Annotated in this window: 22 protein-coding genes; all 22 read right to left on the bottom strand. The window is 37.7% G+C overall.

What is annotated here, in order from left to right; translation table 11 throughout:
- Window positions 1–11 precede the first annotated feature (11 nt).
- Entirely contained in the window at window positions 12–1,505 is a 1,494-nt protein-coding gene (glpK, locus tag QH639_RS23305; RefSeq protein ID WP_281115347.1) for a glycerol kinase GlpK, read from the bottom strand.
- An 18-nt stretch (window positions 1,506–1,523) separates the two neighbouring features.
- Entirely contained in the window at window positions 1,524–3,386 is a 1,863-nt protein-coding gene (mutL, locus tag QH639_RS23310; protein ID WP_281115348.1) for a DNA mismatch repair endonuclease MutL, read from the bottom strand.
- A 15-nt stretch (window positions 3,387–3,401) separates the two neighbouring features.
- A complete protein-coding gene (gene mutS, locus QH639_RS23315; RefSeq protein ID WP_131521833.1) occupies window positions 3,402–5,972 on the bottom strand; it encodes a DNA mismatch repair protein MutS in 2,571 nt (856 codons plus the stop codon).
- A 128-nt stretch (window positions 5,973–6,100) separates the two neighbouring features.
- Window positions 6,101–6,754, bottom strand: coding sequence for an outer spore coat protein CotE (cotE, locus tag QH639_RS23320; RefSeq protein ID WP_175400709.1), 654 nt, complete (start codon window positions 6,752–6,754; stop codon window positions 6,101–6,103).
- A gap of 134 nt (window positions 6,755–6,888) precedes the next feature.
- A complete protein-coding gene (locus QH639_RS23325; RefSeq protein ID WP_048391473.1) occupies window positions 6,889–7,326 on the bottom strand; it encodes a YlbF/YmcA family competence regulator in 438 nt (145 codons plus the stop codon).
- Window positions 7,327–8,871, bottom strand: coding sequence for a tRNA (N6-isopentenyl adenosine(37)-C2)-methylthiotransferase MiaB (miaB, locus tag QH639_RS23330; protein WP_048391476.1), 1,545 nt, complete (start codon window positions 8,869–8,871; stop codon window positions 7,327–7,329).
- Window positions 8,872–9,075: 204 nt separating this feature from the next.
- A complete protein-coding gene (locus QH639_RS23335; protein WP_131521834.1) occupies window positions 9,076–10,344 on the bottom strand; it encodes a carboxylate--amine ligase in 1,269 nt (422 codons plus the stop codon).
- Between the two features lie 115 nt (window positions 10,345–10,459).
- The gene (locus QH639_RS23340; RefSeq protein WP_131521835.1) at window positions 10,460–11,470 is read right to left on the bottom strand and encodes a histidinol phosphate phosphatase domain-containing protein; all 1,011 of its coding nucleotides are present in this window, start codon (window positions 11,468–11,470) and stop codon (window positions 10,460–10,462) included.
- Entirely contained in the window at window positions 11,467–12,252 is a 786-nt protein-coding gene (locus QH639_RS23345; protein ID WP_131521836.1) for a DeoR/GlpR family DNA-binding transcription regulator, read from the bottom strand. Before QH639_RS23345 ends, QH639_RS23340 begins: the two co-directional genes overlap by 4 nt.
- A complete protein-coding gene (locus QH639_RS23350) occupies window positions 12,249–13,250 on the bottom strand; it encodes an ABC transporter ATP-binding protein (protein ID WP_131521837.1) in 1,002 nt (333 codons plus the stop codon). The genes QH639_RS23345 and QH639_RS23350 overlap by 4 nt, the downstream gene beginning before the upstream one ends.
- Window positions 13,247–14,032 (bottom strand): ABC transporter permease, encoded by a 786-nt coding sequence (locus QH639_RS23355; RefSeq protein ID WP_131521838.1) that lies wholly within the window; start codon window positions 14,030–14,032, stop codon window positions 13,247–13,249. Before QH639_RS23355 ends, QH639_RS23350 begins: the two co-directional genes overlap by 4 nt.
- The gene (locus QH639_RS23360; protein ID WP_193767400.1) at window positions 14,029–14,874 is read right to left on the bottom strand and encodes an ABC transporter permease; all 846 of its coding nucleotides are present in this window, start codon (window positions 14,872–14,874) and stop codon (window positions 14,029–14,031) included. Before QH639_RS23360 ends, QH639_RS23355 begins: the two co-directional genes overlap by 4 nt.
- Window positions 14,875–14,946: 72 nt before the next feature.
- Window positions 14,947–15,783: an alkaline phosphatase family protein gene (locus QH639_RS23365; protein WP_131521840.1), complete on the bottom strand. Its 837-nt coding sequence runs from the start codon at window positions 15,781–15,783 to the stop codon at window positions 14,947–14,949.
- Window positions 15,773–16,861: an ABC transporter substrate-binding protein gene (locus tag QH639_RS23370; protein WP_131521841.1), complete on the bottom strand. Its 1,089-nt coding sequence runs from the start codon at window positions 16,859–16,861 to the stop codon at window positions 15,773–15,775. The genes QH639_RS23365 and QH639_RS23370 overlap by 11 nt, the downstream gene beginning before the upstream one ends.
- A gap of 234 nt (window positions 16,862–17,095) precedes the next feature.
- Window positions 17,096–17,473 (bottom strand): ELKS/Rab6-interacting/CAST family protein, encoded by a 378-nt coding sequence (locus QH639_RS23375; protein ID WP_227744978.1) that lies wholly within the window; start codon window positions 17,471–17,473, stop codon window positions 17,096–17,098.
- Between the two features lie 72 nt (window positions 17,474–17,545).
- Entirely contained in the window at window positions 17,546–18,064 is a 519-nt protein-coding gene (locus tag QH639_RS23380; RefSeq protein WP_131521842.1) for a hypothetical protein, read from the bottom strand.
- 12 nt (window positions 18,065–18,076) lie between these two features.
- Complete coding sequence (locus QH639_RS23385; protein ID WP_131521843.1) at window positions 18,077–19,294, bottom strand: aminopeptidase; 1,218 nt, start codon at window positions 19,292–19,294, stop codon at window positions 18,077–18,079.
- 28 nt (window positions 19,295–19,322) lie between these two features.
- Window positions 19,323–20,075: an ABC transporter permease gene (locus QH639_RS23390; protein WP_131521844.1), complete on the bottom strand. Its 753-nt coding sequence runs from the start codon at window positions 20,073–20,075 to the stop codon at window positions 19,323–19,325.
- A 3-nt stretch (window positions 20,076–20,078) separates the two neighbouring features.
- A complete protein-coding gene (locus tag QH639_RS23395; protein ID WP_131521845.1) occupies window positions 20,079–21,017 on the bottom strand; it encodes an ABC transporter ATP-binding protein in 939 nt (312 codons plus the stop codon).
- 456 nt (window positions 21,018–21,473) lie between these two features.
- On the bottom strand, window positions 21,474–22,070 hold the full coding sequence (locus QH639_RS23400) for a TetR/AcrR family transcriptional regulator (RefSeq protein WP_131521846.1): 597 nt from the start codon (window positions 22,068–22,070) through the stop codon (window positions 21,474–21,476).
- 189 nt (window positions 22,071–22,259) lie between these two features.
- Complete coding sequence (locus QH639_RS23405) at window positions 22,260–23,639, bottom strand: sensor histidine kinase (RefSeq protein WP_131521847.1); 1,380 nt, start codon at window positions 23,637–23,639, stop codon at window positions 22,260–22,262.
- Window positions 23,627–24,289, bottom strand: coding sequence for a response regulator transcription factor (locus QH639_RS23410; protein ID WP_131521848.1), 663 nt, complete (start codon window positions 24,287–24,289; stop codon window positions 23,627–23,629). Before QH639_RS23410 ends, QH639_RS23405 begins: the two co-directional genes overlap by 13 nt.
- Between the last annotated feature and the right edge of the window lie 5 nt (window positions 24,290–24,294).

The raw sequence follows: 24,294 nt of genomic DNA on the forward strand, positions 1-24,294 counted from the left end.
TCCCCCAATAGCTATGATTTAAAAATTCGTGTTGCCTCTACAGCCTTCTGCCATCCTGTATACAGAGCTGTGGCTTGTTCTTCATCCATGTGAGGTTGATAGGTTTCCCCACTCACCCATAATGCAGATAAAGCCTCTTGGTTTGGCCAGAAGCTTGTTGCCAGCCCCGCTAAATAGGCTGCACCGAGTGCTGTTGACTCATTCAGTTTTGCTAGCTCTACTTGTAGCTGTAAAACATCACTTTGGAACTGCATTAAAAATTGATTTTTGACAGCTCCACCATCTACACGGAGTACTTCAATCGGAGTACCTGCTGCTTCTTCCATTGCATCTAGTACATCTTTCGTTTGATAGGCTAATGATTCTAGTGTTGCTCGAATAAAATGTTCTTTTGATGTTCCACGTGTTAACCCAAATATGGCGCCACGTGCATCTGTATCCCAGTAAGGGGTACCGAGTCCAACAAAGGCAGGGACAACATAAACCCCATCGGTATGATCTACTTTTCTAGCATAGGATTCAGAATCCTCTGCTGTACGAATCATCCTAAGTCCATCGCGTAGCCATTGAATAGCTGATCCTGCTACGAATACACTACCTTCCAATGCATAGGTTACTGTCCCATCTATTCCCCACGCAATGGTTGTTAATAAACCATTTTTTGATGTCACGGCCTGCTTTCCTGTATTTAATAGCATAAAGCAGCCAGTGCCATACGTGTTTTTAGCCATTCCTTTGCTAAAACAAGTTTGTCCAAAAAGTGCGGCTTGCTGATCACCCGCAATCCCAGCTATCGGAATTTTTTCTCCAAAAAATATACTTGGAGCCGTTTCTGTATATATTTCTGATGAATTTCTCACTTCTGGAAGCATGGACATTGGGATAGCTAAAAGCTCGCAAAGTTCCTCATCCCACTTCAATTCATGAATATTGTAGAGCATTGTTCGAGCTGCATTTGAATAATCGGTCACATGAGCCTTTCCCTTTGATAATCGCCAAACAATCCATGAATCAATCGTCCCAAATAATAAATCTCCATCTTCTGCCTTTTCACGAGCGCCTTCAACATTATCTAAAATCCATTTAATTTTTGTCGCTGAAAAATAAGCATCTAAGCGTAGCCCTGTCTTTTGCTGAAAATGTTCTTCCTGTCCTTGTTCTTTTAAGGTATTCACAATGTCCTGTGTTTGGCGTGATTGCCAGACAATCGCATTGTAAATTGGCTGACCTGTGTGTTTATCCCACACCACTGTTGTTTCGCGCTGATTGGTAATGCCGATCGCATGAACCTCACTTGCTTCATGGCCACTTTCGGTTAACACTGCCGCAATAACGGACAAGATAGAACCCCATATTTCATTGGCATTATGCTCTACCCAGCCAGCCTTTGGAAAAATTTGTTGAAATTCTTTTTGTGCTACATGAACAATTTGACCTTTTTTATCAAATAAAATGGCTCTTGAACTTGTCGTTCCTTGATCAATCGCTAAAATAAATTCACCCATCCATTTTCCCCCTCTCCCTTACATAACCCGTTTAAACATTTTTTCCACTTCATATGATGTAAAGTGAATAAGCACTGGACGTCCGTGTGGGCATGTAAATGGATTATCTGCATTGCGTAAATCTCGTAGCAATGTTTCCATTTGCTCTTTTGTTAAATAATGATTGGCTTTGATTGACTTTTTACAGCTCATCATAATTGCGGCTGCCTCACGTAGTTTTTTGATATCAGCCTTTTTAGTTGTCAACACCTGTTCAATTAAATCCTCAATGATTTCCTGTTCCTCCCCTTGTGGGAACCAACTCGGATGCTCACGTACAACAAAAGATGACTGTCCAAATTCCTCTAAAAATACGCCTACAGCTTCTAATTCATGCCTGTGTTCTCGTAAGATCAGTGCTTCATCTGCTGCATAATGGAATGTAAGTGGTAACAATAATGCCTGACGTTCATGAGGATTAACTTGACCGACTTTTTCACGGAAGAATTCGTATTTAATACGTTCCTGAGCAGCATGCTGATCAATTAAATAAAAACCATCCTCCATTTGTGCGACAATGTATGTGCCATGGATTTGTCCCACTACTTCGAGTTCAGGAAAGGGTTCCTTCGTAGGCATCTCTTCCAATATTTCCGACTGTGCAGCTATTGTTACTTCATCAATTGTTTCAGCCTCTATTTGTGATGTAGGCTGCCAACTTTCCTCTCGAACCGTAGAAATAGGCTTAGGCTCAACTGTCTGTTCAAGATTGTTTTCTTGAATGGTTTGGACATCATATAATTTTTCTACGATAGCATTCATTTTCTCCACATCAATCTTCGGAGCAGGCTTCCAAATGTTTAATTGCTCAGTAGCTGGTTTAACTATTTTTTCTTTCTTTTCCATTTGTGGGACTCGAATAATGTTGCGTATTGTTTCACGAATGGTTTCCTCTATTAACTTCAAAAGCTCAGCCTCTTTACTTAAACGAATTTGATGTTTTGCAGGATGCACATTCACGTCTGTTAAGTAAGGATCACCCTCTATATATAGAACAACTATTGGGAAGCGCTCGATAGGTAAATACGTATGGTAAGCATCCACAATGGCCTTTTGTACTAAATAATGCTTGACCCAACGACCATTAACAAATAGAGTCATATAATTTTTAGAAGCACGTGTTACCTCTGGTAAGGATACAAAGCCAGAAATTCGATAATCATGTGACTCGCCTTGGAATGACACCATTTTCTTCGCATTATGTATTCCATAAATAGCTGCTAGCACTTGTTGTACATCTCCTCGGCCATTTGTTTGCAGTAGTTGTTGACCATTATGCAATAATCTGAATGCTATTTGTGGGTTACCAAGTGCGAGGCGATTCATCAGGTCTATTGTATGTCCTAGTTCGGTTTGAATGGTTTTCATATATTTTAAACGGGCAGGTGTATTAAAGAATAGCTGGGAGACTGTTAAATCAGTCCCTTTACGTAACGGACCAGGTTTATGAGTGAGGATATGTCCACCTTCAAGTTCTAAATGTGTTCCAGATTCACCATTTGATGTAATCAATGTCATTTTAGAAACAGAGGCAATGGATGCTAAAGCCTCACCACGGAAGCCAAGTGTTCGAATACGAAATAAATCATGTTCCTGATGAATTTTACTAGTAGCATGACGAGAGAATGACATTAGTGCATCCTCTTCATCCATACCGCTACCATTATCTATTACTTGAATAGAAGTGAGACCTGCTTCTAGTAAAAAAACATCAATGGACGTACCCCCAGCATCAATAGCATTTTCCACTAGCTCTTTGACAACAGAAGCTGGCCTCTCTACTACCTCTCCTGCTGCGATTTTATTGGATAGCCATTCGTCCATAATTTGTATGTTTCCCACTAACGTATCACTCCTTTATTTTTTAGCGTTCACTAGCTCTTGCTGTAGCTCATATAAAATATTCATTGCCTGCATCGGTGAAGTACCTAGAATATTTACCTTTTCTAATTTCTTTAGCACCTTTGTCTCGGCTGGGGAAATCGGTTCGTCTTCTGTAAATAAAGACATCTGTATTGGTTGTTCAGCTATCACCTGTGTTTCGGCAACTACTTCTTTCCCTGCCTCAAAGTTCTCAAGTAATACACGTGCTCTAGCTAAAATTTCCTCAGGTAATTGAGCAAGCTGTGCCACATGTATACCATAGGATTTATCAGCCGCTCCTTTTTTCACCTTATGCAGGAAAACGACCGTACCATTTTTTTCAGTGGCTGAAACATGGACATTTTGTAAACGTGGCAAATCCTTTTCAAGTGCTGTCAATTCATGATAATGCGTAGAAAATAACGTATTGGCTCCTATTTTGTCATGAATATATTCCATCATTGATTGTGCCAAGCTCATACCATCATAGGTCGATGTTCCACGTCCAATTTCATCAAATAGCATTAAGCTATTTTTTGTTGCATGCATAATAGCATGTTGCGATTCAAGCATCTCCACCATAAATGTAGATTGTCCTGCCGCTAAATCATCAGCCGCCCCAATCCGAGTAAAAATTTGATCGGTAATTGGTAGCTTTGCTTTTTCAGCAGGTACATAACAGCCCATTTGTGCCATAACAACAATTAATGCTACTTGACGCATATAGGTACTTTTACCAGACATATTCGGCCCTGTAATAAGCATCATATTATTCTGCTCTTCTAGCACACAATCGTTTGGTACATACATTTGCTTATTCAGCATTTTTTCAACGACAGGATGGCGTCCTTCTATAATTTTAAGGGCACGTCCACCATGAAATTCTGGTTTCGTAAATCGATATTTTTCTGAGACGCTTGCAAAGCTTAGTAAGACATCCAATTCACTAATGCTTGCAGCCAGTGCTTGGACACGCGGAATATAAGCTTTTAATACATCACGAATTTCTACAAACAGGTTGTACTCTAATGTTAAGCTTTCTTCTTCAGCATTTAAAATCAATGCTTCTTTTTCTTTTAGTTCCTGTGTAATATAGCGTTCCGCATTCGCCAGTGTTTGTTTTCGCTCATAGCGAGTTAAATCTGCTAAATGAATATTTGATTTTGTAATTTCTATATAGTAACCAAAAATGCGATTATAGCCTATTTTTAAATTTTTAATACCCGTTTTCACACGTTCTTCTTGTTCCAGTTGGGCAATCCAATCCTTACCATTACGAGCGGCATAGCGAAGTTCGTCTAAGCGTTCGTTATACCCGTCACGGATAACATCCCCTTCTTTAATGGTAATAGGGGGATTGTCTGTAATCGCTTTTGCTAATAATGCCTCGACATCTGAGCATGTATCAAGTTCCGCACCTAATTGCTGTAATGTTTCTTTATTTGACCCCATCAACTGCTGTTGAATAGTCGGCACTTGGCGTAAAGAATCACGCAATTGGGCTAAATCTCGTCCACCCACATTGCCAAAAGCAACACGACCAGCCAAACGCTCTAAATCATATACTTGTTTTAAGGATGCTTGAAGCTCTGTTCGTACAAAATATTCTTCCAATAAATCCGTAACAATCGCTAGTCTAGCCTCTATTGCTGAACGTGTGGCAAGCGGTTGGTGTAGCCATTGCTTTAATTTTCGCCCACCCATCGCTGTCACGGTGTCATCTAATAGCCATAAGAGTGTACCTTTTTGATCGCCACCACGAATCGATTGAATCAGCTCTAAATTGCGCTTTGAGCTTGAATCAATGCGTAAATAATTTTTAATTTCATTAAACGTGAATGCCTGAATATGTGATAAAGACCTCATTTGCGTTTGGTCAATATAAGCTAACAATCGAAGACACGCAATTTGTAACGGTTTTGGTACAGCTTCTAGATAACTTGCTGCTTTGTCTATAGGCATTTCATTCACTTCAATTGAAAGTACGATCCCGGCATTGACGGCATGCTCTGCTAATAATAGCTGCAAACTATCCGTTACAATCAGCTCTCGAATTCCGTAAGCCTGCATTTGCATTAATAAGGCTTTTCCATCGCCTTCAATAGAAGATGCTACTGCCTCACCTGTGGATAAATCTAAATAAGCATAGCCAAATGTTGTGTCATCTAATTGCTCTGCCGCTCCAATAAAATGATTAGATTTACCATCAAGAGCCTTCCCTTCCATAATTGTTCCTGGTGTGATAAGCTGAACAACTTCACGTTTGACCACACCTTTTGCTTGCTTTGGATCTTCTGTTTGTTCACAAATAGCCACTTTATAGCCTTTTTGCACAAGTGTTTCAATATAATTTTTAGCCGAATGATGCGGCACACCGCACATTGGTATTCGCTCTTTTGCGCCTGCATCTCGGCTTGTTAATGTAATTTCTAAAATTTGTGAGGCATTGATTGCGTCCTCAAAAAACATTTCATAAAAGTCACCTAATCTAAAAAATAAAAAGGCATCTTTGTAATCTTCCTTTACCTGTAGATACTGTTGCATCATTGGTGTATATGTTGTCATATCACTATTTACCTCGCTCTTGCCTTATAGATATATTTATTATAACAAAAGATACATGCGAAACGCTTTATTCACCTTTTTTAAGATGCTAGCATTTCGCATGTATCAAAAAATGATGTTTTTTAGACTTATCTTGGTCGTTCATCAGGAAACGATGAAGACTCTAACACATACCTGCCTTCTCCTTCAGGACTTGAAGAGGAGCTAGAACTAGAGCTTGATGAGGATGAAGATGAACTTTCATCATTAAGGCTCCAATCTTCTTCATAGTCTAGTGGATGGACACTAATACAAATTGTTGTTTCACCCATTACCTCAACAACTACTTCACGTTCCACTACAATTTCAAACTTTGTACCACATGGAGAGATAATCGCTTCAATACAATTTGGTTCTTGTATCACACGTACACGAACATCATCACCAACGCTAATTTCACCGTCTCGATAGTGAAGCTTCACTTTGTCTTTATAGTGAATCGTTTCAGAAAACACAGCTGTTTTCGAATGATTACTATAGGCATACCAAACATTGACATCAAATTTCCCTGTTACTTCTACAAATTTCCCGACTCTTTTTGCAGAGCAAGTGTGATTGATTACCCAGCACCCTAAAATACTTGTCGGTTTATTTGTTGGTGATAATGTTACACGTTCTTCCGTTCTCTTCTTCCCTTTGGCAACTACTGCTTTCGTCACGATTTGTCGTAAACGTTTCAGCGCAATTCCTCCTTCGACTCTTTTCACTCCATCATATGCAGGTAGCGCCCATTGGGTGAACATATATTTTTAGAGAATGAAATGGATCATTTAAAACTTTTCGATGAGAGGTCTATTATAGCAGCTGAATGCTTCAATAGAAGAAGACGTAAAAAAAGCTCGAATGACAGCATTCGAGCTTTGATTTCTATAATCTGTTAAGAGCAGCTACCTGGTTGACTATTTTCTACGTATGAACCCGTTTCACCACGAAGAACATCGCCACCAGTTGAGCGAATAATTTCATTTGTAACATTATTTGCGATCGTATTTGAAACAAGTTGCAATAAATCATTCACATCGCCTTGTGATTCTTTAAATTGTTGCACAACTGGGATGGCATTAATTTCTTCCTCGATTTTAGCAATTTTATCTTCAATCATTTTTAATGCTTTTTCTTTCCCTAGGTGTTGGAAATTAACCGCTTGTTTTTGTAAGCTTTTTAAGCTTGCAATACGTTCACGTACTTGTTGATTTTCGTTAATTTGCGCTTCTGCCTTTTTGAAAAATTCAACCTCTGGCGTATTTGCAATCATATGTGCAATTTCATGTGATTTTTTAATTAAATCTTCTTTTGTATATAAGACTTGTGTCATTTATGCTTCCACCTTTTCATTTTTTACGACTTCCACAAATTCACCAGTAAGTGAATAGGATGTAGTCTCTGTTATTTTTACTTTCACTAATTGACCAATTACTTCTGCTGGTGCTTTGAAGTTAACTAAACGATTTTTCCTCGTATAGCCCGCTAACACATCGTCGCGTCGTTTACTTGTGCCTTCAACTAATACTTCGACAACCTGACCATTTAAACGCTCTAACGCTTTGCGAGAGTATTCACCCACCACTTCATTTAAACGTTGAAGACGCTCTTTTTTCACCTCTTCAGGTACATTGTCAATCATTTTTGCAGCTGGTGTACCTTCACGCGGCGAATAAATATACGTAAAGGCTGCGTCAAAGCCAACTTCACGGTATAAGGACAATGTTTCCTCAAACTGTTCCTCTGTTTCATTCGGATAGCCAACGATAATATCTGTTGTTAAGGTTACTTCAGGTATTGCCGCTTTAATTCTATCCACTAAACCAAGGAAATGCTCGCGTGTGTATTTACGCGCCATAATTTTTAGCACGTCATTCGAGCCAGATTGTACTGGTAAATGGATATGCTCCACTAAGTTGCCACGCTTTGCAAGAACTTCGATTAAATGATCATCAAAGTCACGTGGATGACTCGTTGTAAATCGAATCCGCGGAATATCGATCTTTCTTAATTCATCCATTAAATCGCCAAGACGATAATCAATATCCTCAAAATCTTTACCGTAAGCGTTGACATTTTGCCCCAATAACATAATCTCTTTGTAGCCCGCTGCCGCTAGCTCACGAACTTCAGCAATGATTTCCTCTGGTCGGCGACTGCGCTCTTTACCACGTGTATATGGAACGATACAATACGTACAGAATTTATCGCAACCATACATAATATTAACCCAAGCCTTAATGGAGCCAAGACGTTTCTTCGGCAGATTTTCAATGACATCGCCTTCTTTAGACCAAACCTCTATGACCATTTCTTTTGACATGTAGGCTTCTTTTAAAATGTTTGGCAGACGGTGAATATTGTGTGTACCAAACACCATATCAACATGTGGGTAGCTTCTTAAAATTTTATTAACCACAGATTCCTCTTGCGACATACAGCCACAAACCCCTATTAGCATCTCAGGGTTTTTTCGTTTATATTTCAGCAGGAAACCAAGTTCTCCAAATACTTTGTTTTCTGCATTTTCACGAATAGCACATGTATTTAGCAAGACAACGTCAGCCTCTTCAATCACCTCTGTTGGTGTGTAGCCTAGCTGCATAAAAATCCCGGCCATTACTTCTGTGTCATGCTCATTCATTTGGCAGCCATAAGTACGAATATAGAAGGTGCGATCTTTGCCCATTCCTGCGAACTCTTCTGCAATGCTAAAATCCTTATGATACTTCACATCTTCTTTCCCACGTTTTTTAGCATCTTTTAAGGATGGAGCTGTAAAGACCCTCTCAAAATATTTACTATAATCCTTTTCAGGCTTGTCTTCTTTTTTTGGTTGATTGACTTGTTGATTAGCTAAGCGTTGTTCCTCATTCATCGCAATCAGGTAACTCCTTTCAAACGAAATCCATGCACTTGAATTCCCATTTTATTATTATACTGAATAGTTGATACTTCCTACAAGGTTTGCGCCTCAAATGTCGAGGTTTCGACTTAATTATATGAAGATAGGCGTAATTATCCATCAGCTCTGGCGTTCTATCCTGAAAGTTTTAATGTCCTATCCATGCGTTCACATTTGCTAACTATTGCTCTTATTAAAATACTTGCTGTATTTTATCTGTAAATATGAATGATACAATTTCAGCTTTATCCAACGCTTGATATTCATATCTTCTTTATATAGTAATGCATCCGTGTATTGCCCTTCTTTCATTAATTGCTTTGCTTCTATTTTTAATTTTTCATTCTTCATGTATTTAAATAGTGTTTTTGAAGGAAGTAGTGACCATACATGCTTCGTCTGGACATATGTTCGTTCATGATTAACCTGGTATAAATAATCATCCACCACATATTGCATTAAATTATACCCGCTTGCGGTCACATAGTAGCTTGAAGCCCCTGCTCGCAAATTCATTTCAAAGAGCTTGTATTTCCCGTCCCTTGCATCATATTTCATATCAAAATTAGCAAAGCCCGTATAGCCGATGTCCTCTAAAAAATGCCGAATGGATTCCATTAGCTGTTCATCATAATCGGTCATAACAGCTAAAGAAATACCTTTGTTTTGTGGAGATGGATCTTCGAGTAGCTTGTTGCTAACACACATTAATTTTACTTTTCGATCTCTTCCTACATATACATCTAGAACACGGATATAGGAATCGTCGCCTGGAATAAATTCTTGAACGATTAAGGTGTCTTGATAGCTAGAACGATAAATACAGCGAAAGATGTGCTGCATCTCATGTGCATCATGCACTAGATATATTTTTTTCTTTTCAGGAAAGGAACAGTTCGTATAGGCCACGGTATTGGAGGGTTTAATAATAATGGGATACTGGATTGGAATTTCTCTATTTGAATGATGTTCCTTTGTTATAATGATGGTTTTGGGGTATTTTAACTGATATTTATCACAAAGCCTGTAGAACTTCTCCTTTGTTTGCACCCTATTTAGTAAAGCCTGATCAATGTAAGGTAAAATAAAGTACTTTTCAAGCTGCTCTTTATTTTCAATGATAAGCTCTGCATAGTAGCAGTCACAAACTAATAAAATCAATTTCTTTTGTTGGCACTGCATGGCCAATCCCACTAGCGCTTGTACAAAACGGGTAGGATCATCTAAATGTTCAACGTATTGAAAATCCAGAATACCGCTATTCTGCGTGGCAATTCCCTGTGAGCCTTTCAAAAGGAGTGAGCGCATCGTCCTCCCTTTTTTTGCTGGCTCAATGACAAGACTTTTCATGCGGTAGGCTGCATAAAATGAGCGGGCTACCCCGTATGCATGCTGACCCGATTGTATAATAATAGGTAAAAAGGGTTGTTCTTTAATAGATGTCAATCTGAATCGCCTCACATTATAAAAATGAATTTAATCATTTGTATGCGAGTAAAATTGTACTTATGTAATACGAATAAAAGGCACTACATTGAAGCTTTAGTGCCCTTTACTCAACCTATAACGTCATCATTTTTTTCACTCGCTGTTCAAAGGAGGCAATAGCTTGAACGCCATAACCCTTTAGCAGCTCTGTATTGGCAAATGTATATTTACCTAAATCATCTGGGAAATGTGCATCAGAGGATACAGTAAAAGCAACTCCATGCTCAAGTAAGATTTGTAAAAAACGAGGACCCGGGCACATTTCCTGTACAGGGTAACGATAATACAGCCCGGCATTGATTTCAGTGGCGGTTTCAGTAGACGTTAGTGCCTTTGCAATACGTTTATACCAAACTTCAAGAAACGTACGATCCTCCACCTGATAATTAAATACTTTAAAATTATCTAAATGAGCAACAAAATCAAACATATTGGATTGAATCATTTTCTCTACTGCTTTAAAAAAACGCTCATAATTTTGTTGTAAAGAGGGTTGATCCATTTGCTCAAAAAGATATTGTGTTTGTGGATTATCAAAGCCCCACCCATCAACAAAATGAACAGAACCAATTACATAATCCCAAGGATAGCCTGCTAGTAAAGCCGTTAATTCCTCCTCTCCACCAATAAAATAATCTGCCTCTATACCAAGTCTCAGTGTAATGCCATGTTGACGCCACTTTTCCTTCGCCTGCTGAATGGTCGTCACAAAAGTATCCATATTTTCTGTCATCACACGATCCAGCCAATAGCGCTGAATTTGCCCAATTTCACTATCATCCAGCCTCATAAAGCGCTCAAAATAGGCACGCGTTTGTTGAAATCGATATAAGTGATCGACAATCCCCACCTCACGTAAGCCAAGCTGCTTTGCCTGTTCGAGATATAAATCCAACCATTCCTCACTATAACAGCCATTTTTCACACGCCTTGCTAGCCGCTGTAAATGACAAGTTATTTGTTGTTTGGAGCCTTTTTCCGTTTCATCATCCGAATGAAAAAACTCCAGTGCCTGCGATGTACGCTCTAGCCAGCGAAATGAATAAGGTCCCTCTTCTAAATGTACGTGATAATCAATTGTCATCCACTCTTCCCTCCATTACATATCGTCCATTTTTCCTCATACGCCTGCCATTCTAATGGACAAGTGCTTTCGCAAAGAATTTCTGTACATTCATCAAGATGACAGATTTGAAAAAATGATTTGCCATTAATTTTAGATGCATCGGCTAATAAATAACTCACTTTGCTATGTTTGAGCATTTTCTTTGAAATAAGAGATTCATCCAAATCGTAATCATAAACAATGCCCTCACTCATGCCACCACACGATAAAAAAGCCTTATCAAAATTCATATTATCTAGCATTTCTAACGTCATAGCACCTGCAACAGAAGATTGTTTTGGATTCGCCGTGCCTCCTAGTAATATGACCTTGCCTGTCATGCGTCGTTCTTCTATGGCTAAATTAAATTGAATAGCTGCTGCAATTGAATTCGTTACAACCGTTATATCTTCCACAGCTAGTAAAAAATCGGCTATATGTACTGTTGTAGTACCTGTATCTACTGCAATAGTATCGCCGTCGCAAATGCGTTTTGCAGCAATACGAGCAATTTGTCTCTTTGCGTCCTTGTGCATTTGTAGCTTGCGTAAAAATACCGGTTCATTACGTACATTCGTATATTTAATAGCCCCGCCATGAACTCTTGTTAATAAATGCTGTTGTTCTAATTCATCAAAGTCTCGGCGAATTGTTTCTGGTGCTACCTGAAGGGCATCGGCAATATTGGCAACAATAATTTTTCCTTCAGAATCTAATTGTTTTAAAATAAATTCAAATCTTTCCAGTTTAGCGTAAGTCATGATAGTGCAATCACATCTTCTTGTGCGACATAACACTTATAGGATTTTCCCATTTCAATCGAATTCCCTTGTTGATGCAGTTGTTCCATTGTAAACGCCATTTCTCCTTCAAACGTAGTACGAATAATATTGCCGCTCATTAATGATTGTTTGGCAACCCCAAAGAGACATAAGTCCCCATCTCGTTGATCGAGATGTAACGCCTCAGGTCGTATAGCAAATTTCGTGGCTTGCTCTATTAAAGATGCTCCAAGCATTTTTTCTAAAGTTTGGCGTGGAAAAACATTATAATGACCGATAAAATTAGCAATAAATTCATTATTTGGTTTCGTATAGATTTCCGTTGGCGTACCATTTTGGGCAATGCTGCCATTATTCATGACAAATATTCTATCCGAAACAGCCATTGCCTCCTCCTGATCATGTGTAACTAGAATCATTGTCATATTTAATTTTCGCTGAATTGCTCGTAAATCTGCTTGAAGTTTTTTGCGAATTTGAGCATCGAGCGCACTAAGCGGCTCATCTAATAGCAGTACTTTAGGTCGGACAATTAATGCACGAGCTAGAGCAACACGCTGCTGTTGACCTCCCGATAATTCTTTCGGATACGCATTAGCTTTCTCACTTAGATGAACAAGCGCTAGCATTTCATGAACACGCTGCTCTATATCTGCCTTATTAACTTTTTGCATACGCAAACCAAAAGCAACATTTTCGAGCACAGTCATATTAGGAAAAAGTGCATAGGATTGAAAGACCATACCCACTTGACGATCCTTCGGTTGTACGCCACTCATATTTTTTCCTTCAATCAAAATCTTACCTGCCGATGCATCTGTTAAGCCTGCAACAATACGCAAAATCGTACTCTTTCCACAGCCACTAGGACCTAATAGTGTGATAAATTCTCCTTTTTGAATTTCCATATGAATATTGGTTAAAACAGATACTTGTCCATATTTTTTATGAAGCCCTTCAATAACAAGATAACTCATAGATTTGTAGCACCTTTCGATCGTTTCGTTACGATAGCAATGATGAATGTTAAAAGACCCATTAGCACGAGATAGATGAAAACAACAGCACTAGCAATATGTCCACTTGTGCTAAGCTTTTTCATTAAATAAATTTGAACGGTTTCAAAGCGAGAACCTACAACAAGATTAATTAAGACAAACTCACCAAATAAGACAGAGAAGGATAACAATGCCCCCGCAAATAAGCCTGGATAAACGGTAGGCAGTAAAATTTTTGTGAATGCCTGCCTTTTGGTTGCGCCTAGTAATTGAGCGGCATCAAGTAGCTGCCTCGCATCTATATTTCTTAAACTATTTCGTGTACCTTGATAGATATAAGGAAGAATTCCCACAACATAGGCACCTAAAACAACAAATATCATCGGTATACCTATTTGGCTATAAACGCGTATAAGCCCTACAGCTAAAATGATTCCTGGAAAAGAATACACCATCACCACTGCCATCTGTATCCATTTTTCATATCTTGGAAAGTATAGGATGATGACGAAAATGGCTGGCACAATGACAAGGAGTGCAATGCTAACTGCCCCCCCTGCTAAAAATACTGAACGACCAAATGCCTGAATAAAATCGGTATCCTGAAACAATGTGGAAAGCCATTTTAGTGTGAGTCCTTCTGGCAATATCGTTTTATTCCATTTTGTTGCAAACGCATAGAGCATTGTTGCTAACACAGGTAATAGTAAATATCCCACGAGCAGAAGGAAAAAGAAATCAGCCAAACCACGCTTTTTCATTTTACTTTCCTCCTTGTTTTAGAGATGCTCCACTCACTGATCAGCATGGCCGTCACCATTGTCACTGCTAATATAACTGCAATGGCACTGGCTAGCTCTGGCTGAGCAAAAATATCACCTTTTATTAAGGAGCCGATACGAATCGCCACTAAATTATAATTACTACTTGTTAATGCATAAGCAGAGGCATACGCGCCCATTGCATTGGCGAACAATACACTAAAGGTTCCCACAATTCCTGGGAGCATAACAGGGAGACCAATTTTCATCCAAAACTGCCAGCTAGATGCACCAAGAAGGGCTGCCGCCTCCTTCCACTGTTGCTGAATTCCATCATAAATGGGATATAGCAGCATTAGTGATAATGGCAGCTGAAAGTAAATGTAAATAAGTAACAAACCGCTCCAACTGTATAATGAAAAGGATGTCAACGCCTCAATATCCCATTTGTCAAATAACAATGTAAATAAACCACTATTGCCAAGTAAAACGATAAAAGCAAATGCTAGCGGAATACCTGAAAAATTGGAGGTTAAGTTCGTAAGTATTAAAATCTTCTCCCGTACTGGCTCTGAAAACTTCATCATGGCATAAACTGCAAACAAGGTGATAAGTAACGCAATCATAGCTGAGATAACAGATAAAGTAATACTATTTTTAAAACCTTGAAGAATGTAGTCGTTCGTCAAAATTGATTCATACTGCTTCAGAGTAAAGCCCTCACTATTTTGAAAGCTGGTAATGAGCATATATAGGAGCGGTACTAAGAAAAACAATAATAGTAATACAAGAAAAGGTGAAAGCCAAGCAATGGATTGCCGCTTCGATATCAACACACTCACTTCTTTCTATAAATGACTTGCGGCTCATGGGGATAATAGCCGCTCCTTATAATGAGAGCGACTACTATATAATTAAACCTCTTTTGCTGTAAACACACCGTCTAATAGGAGTGGCACCATATCTTCAGCAGGCTTAATATTTAATAAATGACAGCACAGTGGTGCAACTTGTAATTGGGAAATAACGCCTTCTTTTATACCAGCCTTTACTGCATCTGAAATGACAAATAGCGGGACATGACGATCCTCATGTGTTGTACCGCCATGATTACCATCTCTTGTCATGCCATGATCAGCCGTAACGATAACCTCATAGCCCAGCGCCATACACTTTGGAATAAACAAGGATAGTAAAGCATCCATCGCTAAAACTCGATTGCGATATTGAGCAGAATCTGCCGTAAATTTGTGACCATCATCATCAACATTCATTGGATGAATATACAGAAAATCAGGCTGCTTTTGAGCCATTAACCATGCTGCATCGGTAAATACATGACTATCTGGATAATGATCCTCAAAATAGAACATACCATTGTCAATTGGTAAATGTGTATCGAGTTGTAGCCTGTCCTCCATATGATTAAATGGCGCTCTATTATAAAGCTCACTCACCCAATAATAGGCGGAGGCTGCTGTAGTTAAACCATGCTCCTTTGCGATATGAAAGACACTTTGCCCTTTCGATAAACGCACTGTCATATTGCTGGTAACGCCATGTACAATAGGGGGTGTACCTGTTAAAATCGTCTCATACAATGGTCTTGATAAAGAAGGCACCTCTGAGCAAACCTTATAGCGAGCAGCTACCTGACGCTCGACTAAATGGTGCAAGAACCCCATATGTGTGCAGGCTGTGTCAAAGCGCAAGGCATCGATAACAATAAGAACCACTTTGTTATTTTGCATGGATTAATACCTGCTCTTGATAGAGTTGAGGGATTTGCTTTGTTGTATCTTCCCATTTCTTTTGGTCTTTAACAGGTTGTGCATTCGTATACATATCAGCAGGTAATAGTAAATCTTTTACATCCTGTGGTAATTTCACTCCGTCCCGAATTGGACGCGCATAGCCTTTTGCTAAATTTTCTTGACCTGCATCAGATAAAATATATTCACGTGCTAGCATGGCAGCATGTGGGTTTTTGGCATATTTATTAATTACCGTTGCATAACCAGAAGTGACAGATCCCTCCTTAGGTATCACTACATCAAAGCGGTCCTCATCAATTTGATGACGATAACCTAATGCATTAAAGTCCCATAAGATCGCAACATCTATTTCACCTTTTTCTAGGTTTGCTACTGATGGATCTCCCTGTAGACGTCCTTGCTTCGCTAATTCTGCAAAGAAATCTATACCTGGCTGGATGTTGGACTCATCTCCACCAAATGCCATAGCCGCTGCTAAGATGGCAAACTGTGCTTGGTTAGCTGTTAATGCATCCCCAATACTTACTGTGTAATCTCCATTTTTTAGGTCTTCCCATGATGTTGGAGCATTCTTCACATTATTTTTATCTGTCAAAAAAGAAATGGTTCCTGTATAGCCAACAATCCAGTGTCCCTCATCATCTTTAGCCCAATCAGGTATTTCATCCCAATAAGACGTTTTGTATGATAATGTTAAGCCCTTGTCCTTAGCGATTGGTCCAAAAGCAATCCCGACATCTCCAATATCTGCCGTAGCATCATCCTTCTCTGCTTCAAACTTCGCTAACTCCTCTGCACTCGACATGTCCGTATCCTTGTGTTTGATGCTATATTCGGTCCCGAGTTCCTCCCAGGTTTCTACCCAGTTCGCCCATGTATCTGGCATACCGACAGAATGAACAGTGCCCTCTTCCTTTGCTTTTTCTGTAATGTCCTCAAGCGATAAATCCTTGTTTACCTCATTTGCACTAGATGAACTGTCAGAACAAGCTGCCAACATGGAAATAGCTAATGCACCAATTAGACCTTTTTTCCACAGTTTTTGAATTGCCATGTGTTGGACCCTCCATTTGTTTTGCTTTATTTTTATTTGCTTACAAACGTTATGTTATAAAACAAACATTAAGCAAGTATGGAGGTGTTAAGAATATTTAGTAAAAATTATTGAGGAATTATAAATATCTATGAATTTAATGAATAAATGAAGTAGGCTTGTAAAGCTAGCGGGGGAAGATAAGAAAAATCTAAGTATGTGTACGTTTGCTTTACAGACGTACACATACTTAGATTATTTGGAGAGACCTAAAAAATCAGCATATGTATGCGGCTCATTTTCCTTGAGAATTGTTAAAAATGTAAATGCCAATTGCACAACTGACCACCATCTCATATTGTAGGACATTTCAAAACGAGAGGGCTCTAATGAAAAGACATCTTGAAAAATATCTAACGGTTCTATTTGCTCATCCTTTAAAATGGATAGAAAGCCAAGAAATAACGTATGATCTTTAACCTCAATCAATTTGTCCTCTACAAGAGCATCAATATTTTCAGGGTGTTGAAAATTACATTGTGTAGCTACATAACGTTCTAAATCCTGAGCACGCTTTCGGTCTTCACGTTCCTTTTTTTTTGCAATAAAATCAATGACGTTATTCACGTACATCGCCTCTTTTTTTCTTTTATTGTAGCATTTTTTATAGAAACATTGCCTGAAATAGCCCTTTATCCATTCCGTTTAAATGGTTTGTTTTTTATTAAATTCCTCTAAAAAAGTAGTCAATTTGTGAAATTCCACAGAGAAGACATCTTGCATTCCAAAATATCCTTCTTTTTCATCTATAATAGTGGCAAACTTTTTATAAAGACGGTGAATATAGCCATGATGGCGATAAGCATAAAATTGGACTTCCTTCACTTCTGGGTGTTCTTCTAAAATATGTTTTAGCATTTGTAGAAAACCCTTAACAAAGGATCGAGTATTTTGATATTCTTTCTTTAAAAGTGCGCAATCAATAAAAACGATATGTTTATTTTTAAATTGATCTTCTCTTACACCCAATGTATAGCTTGCTGCAGCAAATACTTCCTCGTGTATATTTTGAAAGAGAAGCAGATTTGTTTCCTCTATCATGACATATAAACTACCAAGTGTATCTAAAATCGGATACATATCATCAAATATATTTCTATTTTGCAAAAAGAAAACAGCGAATTTTTCATAATCCTTATCAGTCTTACACTGCACTATTTCCATTCATCTTCCCCCTTATTTCGTTACCCACTTACCATTTACTAAAATCGCTTCGGCAGTACCGTCCTCACGTATTCCATTAACCTGCAAGTTTTGTGAGCCTATCATAAAATCAATATGGATCATACTATTATTTATGTTTTCTAAGTTTAAACCGTCTTCTTTCAAGCCTGAAGTATAGGCTTGCCCAAAGGCTAAATGACTGGATGCATTCTCGTCGAATAAATTATGATAAAACAGTAGATTGCTCGCAGAGATTGCAGAATCATGAGGAACCAATGCAACTTCACCTATATATCTAGCACCCTCGTCCTTGTGAAGAATACTTTGTAATGCATCCATCCCTTTTTCTGCAAAGAAATCTATAATTTCTCCATCTTTAAATGTAAGTGTAAATTGATCAATGATCTGCCCTTCATAAACTAATGGCTTTGTACTTTTGACTATTCCATTTACCCCTCTTTTGAGTGGTGTTGTATAAATTTCTTCAGTTGGCATATTACAAATAAATGAGCTTCCCTTGTCATTCGTTTCCAGGCCATTTACCCAACGATGATTTTGTGGTAGTTCTATTTTTAAATTTGTGTCTTCGCTAATGAAATGTAAATAACGGAAATACTTTTCATTCAAGAACGTGGCTGTTTTATTTAATGTTTCAACATGCTTTTCCCAGGCTTGTAGTGGGCTCTCTTCATTTAATCTGAGTATTTCAAAAAACTTTTCCCATAATTCCTCAAGAGCATTTTTGGGCTCTAAATCAGGGAAAATAGATGCTGCCCATTGCTCCGTCGGATAAACAATAACAGTCCAACTAACTTCCATTCCAATCAATCTTTCGGTAAAAGAACGAAAAGCAAGTGCAGAAGCATACTCTGCTTTTTCTACCTTTACAGGGTCTATTCCCTCCATATTTTGCAAGTGGGGTGAAATAATATAAAGAAAAGCAGCACCACTACTCGCCATTTCTTCATACCCCTTCACAAGCCAATCTGGTGTATAGGCTAAGCCTTGCTCTGTCATATATTCAAATTCAATTCGAGCAAGCTCTTCATCAATCCACTTTATATAAACATAATGTGCACCATTGAGATAGGCATGTCGGCAAACCCTCCGAACAAAATCGGCAGCAGCTATCGAGGCAGAAATCACTAAAGTCTGTCCTTGTTGAATATTAATACCTATTTTTATGACCAATTCAGCATACTGCTCTATCTTAGTTTCAAAAGTTTTCATTATAAATTTAACTCCCTATTCAAATAATTTATTGAACACGCCAATGTATTTTTTTACTGATCAATAGATAAGAAATACAGGAAAAAATAAGTAAGATAAGAACATCTATGTATGTAGAATTGGTCCATCCAACAGTTAACATACCGTGTAATACATTCGCTACATATGTTGTAGGTAACACGTAGGAAATCCACTGCAGAACGATGGGAAGGTCTTTCAGTTCAATCATAACTGGTGTTAAGAAAGTAACAAACATCAACAAAAATTGCGCTACAATATTTGTAAATTGAGGATTTGGAGATAAAAAACCCATTAATACACCAATGCCTACTACACTAAAAATCGCCAATAAAGCAACTGGTAGTAGAAGCCACTCAAAATGAAGATTCACCCCATAAATTTGCTGACCAAATGTAAATACAATGACAAAAGATGGTAAGGAAGTTAAAATTCCATAAAATAATAAAGATAGTATAAAATTAACCTTTCGAATGGGAAGAGACGAGTAATATGTAAAGTAGCCCCCAAATTTTTGATACGAGATATCCTGCCCTAAAATATTCATCCCCATTAATAGAATACTAAAAATCATATTACCGATAATTAATCGTGCTAATTGTTCAGAGCTAGATTCACCCAGTAAAAATTCGAGAAAAACTAAAGTAACTATTGGGAAAATGGAAGACATTGCAATAATCCATAATAATTGATGCCTTACAATAGCTATTTGTATACGAAATAAAATAAGTAATTCAACAAAGAATTGACTAAAGGCATTCATTAACTATTCACTCCTTTGCTGTTCTTGAAGTAATGAATAGACATCTTCTAGACTCGGTGGAAATAGAGAGTATTGGCTAATGCTCAACGTCTCATCCTGTATTATTTCAACAATAGTACGAACCATATTTTTCTCGATTAACATCGTGAGTTTTGTATCCTCTACTAATTCTGCTTGTCCAAAAGCTTTCAGTCTGTCTTGGATATAGTGAATAGAGGCCTCCTGTGCATAAATTTCTAAACGCATTCTTTGGTCTACTCTTCTCTTTAGCTTTTCGACATGGTCAATGGCTAACAGCTTTCCGTTATCTATAACAGCTACACGATGAACAACTTTTTCAGCTTCCAAAATATTGTGAGTGACTAAAATAATTGTTGTACCCTTTTGGTTAAGCTCACGAATGATGTCCCATACTAATTTCCGTTTTAATGGATCCAACTCATTTGTAGGCTCATCCAAAATCATAACGGATGCCTGACCAATCAAAGTTGCTCCTAAACTAATGAGTCTTCTTTGACCACCCGAAAGCTTTGACAATAGCTTATCTCGATAAGCTTCCATGTCTAACCTCAGCAAAATATTATCTGTCTGTTGCTTCGACTCTTTTTTGGAAAGCCCCTTTAATCTACCCGTAAAATAAATGGCTTCCCATGTTTTTAAAAATGATAAAGCAAAAGTCTCCTGTGAATAATAGGCAATCTGTTTCAATACATACTTCGGATTCTTAGATACTTCTTGTTGATGAAATTTCACGGATCCCTCTGTTGGTGCTAACTGTCCTATCATTTGCTTTATCAGTGTCGTTTTTCCTGCGCCATTCGGTCCTAATAACCCAATTATTTCACCTTTATATATAGTCAGTGAAATGCCATTATTTGCTCTAAATTTACCTTTTTTATAGTAGAAAGTTACATTTTCTAATTCATATATTGGTTCAAGCATGGTAAACAGCCTTCCTGGTTAAATTTCAAAAGAGGAGGTCTGACTAAAAAGTCAGACCTTAAGGTAATAATTATTTACCGAAGGGCTTTGTATCCCCTTTTGGAAAATTAACTGGTGGTGGAAACATCATTATTTTTCACCTCACTTTCATTTTTTATTGAGTGAACAACCATCAGATAAGCTAATGATAATCACTACTTATTTTAGATTTTATATTACTCCGAAGTAATATACAACTAGAAAAATAGAAAAATCAGTATTTTCTTACTCTTAGATAATAGCATGATTTATTTTTAAATTCTTCTATCCATTAGACCATCTATTCATACCATTCTTTTCTGATACGTTGCTTCTACTAGTAAATTGAATCAATTGTAAAACAATAACTCATAAATAATATTTAATTAAAAAACAAGATGTTTACTTTCTTTGCCAATAGCATGATTATTTTGCAGATTATTCTTTAGGCAACATACCATCTACCAATAAATTCACAATATGTTGGGCTATCTCTTCTGGCTTTTTTTGCTTTGGCAGTAATTGAACAAATGTTAAGCGCTCAATAATACCTATTAAGCACTCTGCAACGATATGTGTATCTAAATCTTTCCGAAAGTAGCCAGCATCTACTTCATAATCCAGATTCTCTTTTATTTGCTTGACGATTTGTGCCTTTATTTCATCAGCCTTTGACGATAAAGATAATCCAATCCGTGTTAAATTTGGGTTCTTAGCAAAAAACGCTAATAATTCCTTAACGTTATGGATAATACGTTCTCTTACTGTTGCTTGCTCTAATGCAGGCTGTAAGCGGCTTTTTTTGGCTAAATCCATCATTCGTAAGCGAAAAAGATTTTCTAATTCTTCAAAAATGGCCTCTTTATTTTTAAAGTACAGATAAAAAGTAGGCTGACTTAATGATGCACTTTTTACTATAGTACTCACCTTCGTTTCATGATATCCATGCTGCGCAAACTCTTTCGCTGCAATTTCAAGTAATAATGCGCGACTTTCTTCTCCACTTGCGCCTTTAGGTCTACCTCTTTCTGCCATAAAAAACTCCTCCATTTAAGTACCCTTAAAACTTTTTTCTATAAAAAAAGCCCTTTATAAGGATAGTTAGTTGTAAAACCTTACTTCCATTAAAAAGGACTAAATTTATTACTAGGGTAACATGAAGAACTTCATTAGGGCAATGACTTTGATCTCTGCCTGAAGTAAATTGGAAAAAATAAACTGCTACTACATCCTCATAACAGGAATAGTGATTGTCACTTTTCCTCCACCCGTTATCGAATCATTAGCGAGTGTTATTACCCCATCATGCTTTTTAATGACTGACTCTGCAATATAAAGGCCCAAACCATGATGATTTGTTGTATTTCTACTTGGGTCTCCACGATAAAATTGTTTGGTAGCCTCTTTTAAATCTTTTGCTGAAAAACCAGTACCACTATCTTTCACAGTAAAATGAATAACATTCTCCTTTCCTTCAACAGATAAAGTGACTTTGCTGTTATTTGGTGTGTGCTCAACTGCATTGACAATCACATTTAATAGAGCCCGATAAAAAGGCTCTTCCTCTATCATAATGGAAGTAGGTAGCCTGATCTTTTCTACACTAACTTTAAGATTTTTTTCTAAAGCAAGAGCTTTCATTTGTTGTTCGACCTTTTGAATAAATAAATGCATGGCTACATTCGATTTTGATGTGACAACACCTTGCTCCACATTCGAAAGATCCATTAATTGCTTTGTGAACTTTTCAATTTCAACCGTATTTTTTAATATATAATGGTTAAATTCTTTTTGCATTTCATCTTGGGCAGTGTCCAATAAAAGTTCGGCATTTCCCCGAATAATCGTCAATGGGGTTTTCAGGTCATGTGCCAGTGCTGAAATTTGTTCTCTGCGCAATCTTTCTGCCTGCCATTGTTGTGTCAATGAAGTATTTAATGCTTCCTTCATTTGCTCAAAGGAAAGAGCAATATCATCAATTTCTCGAATCCCAGATGGTTTTAAATGAAAATCTAAATTTTGATGTTGGATTTTTTCAATAGCTTCTTGTAAACCCATCATTTTTTGTTTTAGTCTTCTGCCAAAATGAACAGCAAGTACTGCTGCTTGTACAACAACTCCAATAATAAAAACTAATAAAACCGTTAATTGCGGGTTAGGTAAATAATTTCTTATGATAGCAGAGCGATACTCAGGGACTAAACTATAGCGTAAAATACATATTTCTTGTCCGCGCTCAATAAATGCATAAAATTGAGAACTTCCTTGCTTCTCTCCCTTTTGTTTTAACTGCCATGCATAGGAAGCCTCTTCTTTTGTTAAATTGCCTGAAATAAACTCTCCCTGATTTGAAACCACTGCATATTCGACAAGATCAGGAATCATCTCGTCCGTTACCGAACTGCTTGTAGCAATACGATCTTTTGCTAAAGTGATTTGTGACTCTGCATAATTTGCAGGTAAAATAATATTAGCTGAAAAGGCAAACATAAATAGACCGATTAATAGTGCCACTAATAAAATGATACCTAAGCAAAGAAAGAATAAATATCTCAGGAAAAATGTATGAAGATGTGTTCCTTTCCTCGGTTTTATCGTCTCCATTTATAGCCGATCCCCCAAACGGTATCAATGACTTCTATGTCAAACGCATGTAGCTTTGACCGAATATTTTTGACATGCTCTGTTATCGCTGTACTGTCACTTTTACCATCAAACCCAAAAATCGTTTCGTATATTTGTTCTTTAGAAAAAACTTGCCCGCGATGACGTGCTAAAAATTCACATATTTCATACTCACTTTTAGTTAGCAGAACGCGCTCATTCTGAACAAACAATTCTTTACCAGAAAGATTAAAGTGAACTTTATCGCTATAAAGGATGTTCCGCTTCTCTCTGCTTTCCCGTCGGATATGCGCATTCACCCTTGCCCGTAGCTCTCCAATGCCAAATGGTTTAATCAAATAATCATCTGCGCCTAGGCCTAAACCATACATCACATCTTCTTCTAAGGATTTAGCTGTAAGAAAAAGAATAGGACAATCTACAGCATGCCTAATTTGCCCACACAATGTAAAGCCATCCATAATAGGCATCATCACATCAAGCAAAATTAAATCAAAGGAACCTAAATCCATCTTGCCTACTTCTGTCGGTTTAGACACAATGGTTACCAAGTGACTATCTTTATAAAGTGCATTTTTTATCAGCATTAAAATATCCACTTCATCATCCACTACTAATATATTTGCCATAATTC

The organism is Lysinibacillus sp. 1 U-2021 (assembly GCF_029916965.1).
Taxonomy (GTDB): Bacteria; Bacillota; Bacilli; order Bacillales_A; family Planococcaceae; genus Lysinibacillus; species Lysinibacillus capsici.

What these genes read in the sequence shown, in the direction of transcription:
- glpK (WP_281115347.1), bottom strand. Translation starts at nt 1,505, where the DNA reads ATGGGTGAATTTATTTTAGCGATTGATCAAGGAACGACAAGTTCAAGA.
- mutS (WP_131521833.1), bottom strand. Translation starts at nt 5,972, where the DNA reads ATGACAACATATACACCAATGATGCAACAGTATCTACAGGTAAAGGAA.
- cotE (WP_175400709.1), bottom strand. Translation starts at nt 6,754, where the DNA reads ATGTTCACCCAATGGGCGCTACCTGCATATGATGGAGTGAAAAGAGTC.
- QH639_RS23325 (WP_048391473.1), bottom strand. Translation starts at nt 7,326, where the DNA reads ATGACACAAGTCTTATATACAAAAGAAGATTTAATTAAAAAATCACAT.
- miaB (WP_048391476.1), bottom strand. Translation starts at nt 8,871, where the DNA reads ATGAATGAGGAACAACGCTTAGCTAATCAACAAGTCAATCAACCAAAA.
- QH639_RS23340 (WP_131521835.1), bottom strand. Translation starts at nt 11,470, where the DNA reads ATGACAATTGATTATCACGTACATTTAGAAGAGGGACCTTATTCATTT.
- QH639_RS23345 (WP_131521836.1), bottom strand. Translation starts at nt 12,252, where the DNA reads ATGACTTACGCTAAACTGGAAAGATTTGAATTTATTTTAAAACAATTA.
- QH639_RS23350 (WP_131521837.1), bottom strand. Translation starts at nt 13,250, where the DNA reads ATGAGTTATCTTGTTATTGAAGGGCTTCATAAAAAATATGGACAAGTA.
- QH639_RS23355 (WP_131521838.1), bottom strand. Translation starts at nt 14,032, where the DNA reads ATGAAAAAGCGTGGTTTGGCTGATTTCTTTTTCCTTCTGCTCGTGGGA.
- QH639_RS23365 (WP_131521840.1), bottom strand. Translation starts at nt 15,783, where the DNA reads ATGCAAAATAACAAAGTGGTTCTTATTGTTATCGATGCCTTGCGCTTT.
- QH639_RS23370 (WP_131521841.1), bottom strand. Translation starts at nt 16,861, where the DNA reads ATGGCAATTCAAAAACTGTGGAAAAAAGGTCTAATTGGTGCATTAGCT.
- QH639_RS23375 (WP_227744978.1), bottom strand. Translation starts at nt 17,473, where the DNA reads ATGTACGTGAATAACGTCATTGATTTTATTGCAAAAAAAAAGGAACGT.
- QH639_RS23380 (WP_131521842.1), bottom strand. Translation starts at nt 18,064, where the DNA reads ATGGAAATAGTGCAGTGTAAGACTGATAAGGATTATGAAAAATTCGCT.
- QH639_RS23385 (WP_131521843.1), bottom strand. Translation starts at nt 19,294, where the DNA reads ATGAAAACTTTTGAAACTAAGATAGAGCAGTATGCTGAATTGGTCATA.
- QH639_RS23390 (WP_131521844.1), bottom strand. Translation starts at nt 20,075, where the DNA reads ATGAATGCCTTTAGTCAATTCTTTGTTGAATTACTTATTTTATTTCGT.
- QH639_RS23395 (WP_131521845.1), bottom strand. Translation starts at nt 21,017, where the DNA reads ATGCTTGAACCAATATATGAATTAGAAAATGTAACTTTCTACTATAAA.
- QH639_RS23400 (WP_131521846.1), bottom strand. Translation starts at nt 22,070, where the DNA reads ATGGCAGAAAGAGGTAGACCTAAAGGCGCAAGTGGAGAAGAAAGTCGC.
- QH639_RS23405 (WP_131521847.1), bottom strand. Translation starts at nt 23,639, where the DNA reads ATGGAGACGATAAAACCGAGGAAAGGAACACATCTTCATACATTTTTC.
- QH639_RS23410 (WP_131521848.1), bottom strand. Translation starts at nt 24,289, where the DNA reads ATGGCAAATATATTAGTAGTGGATGATGAAGTGGATATTTTAATGCTG.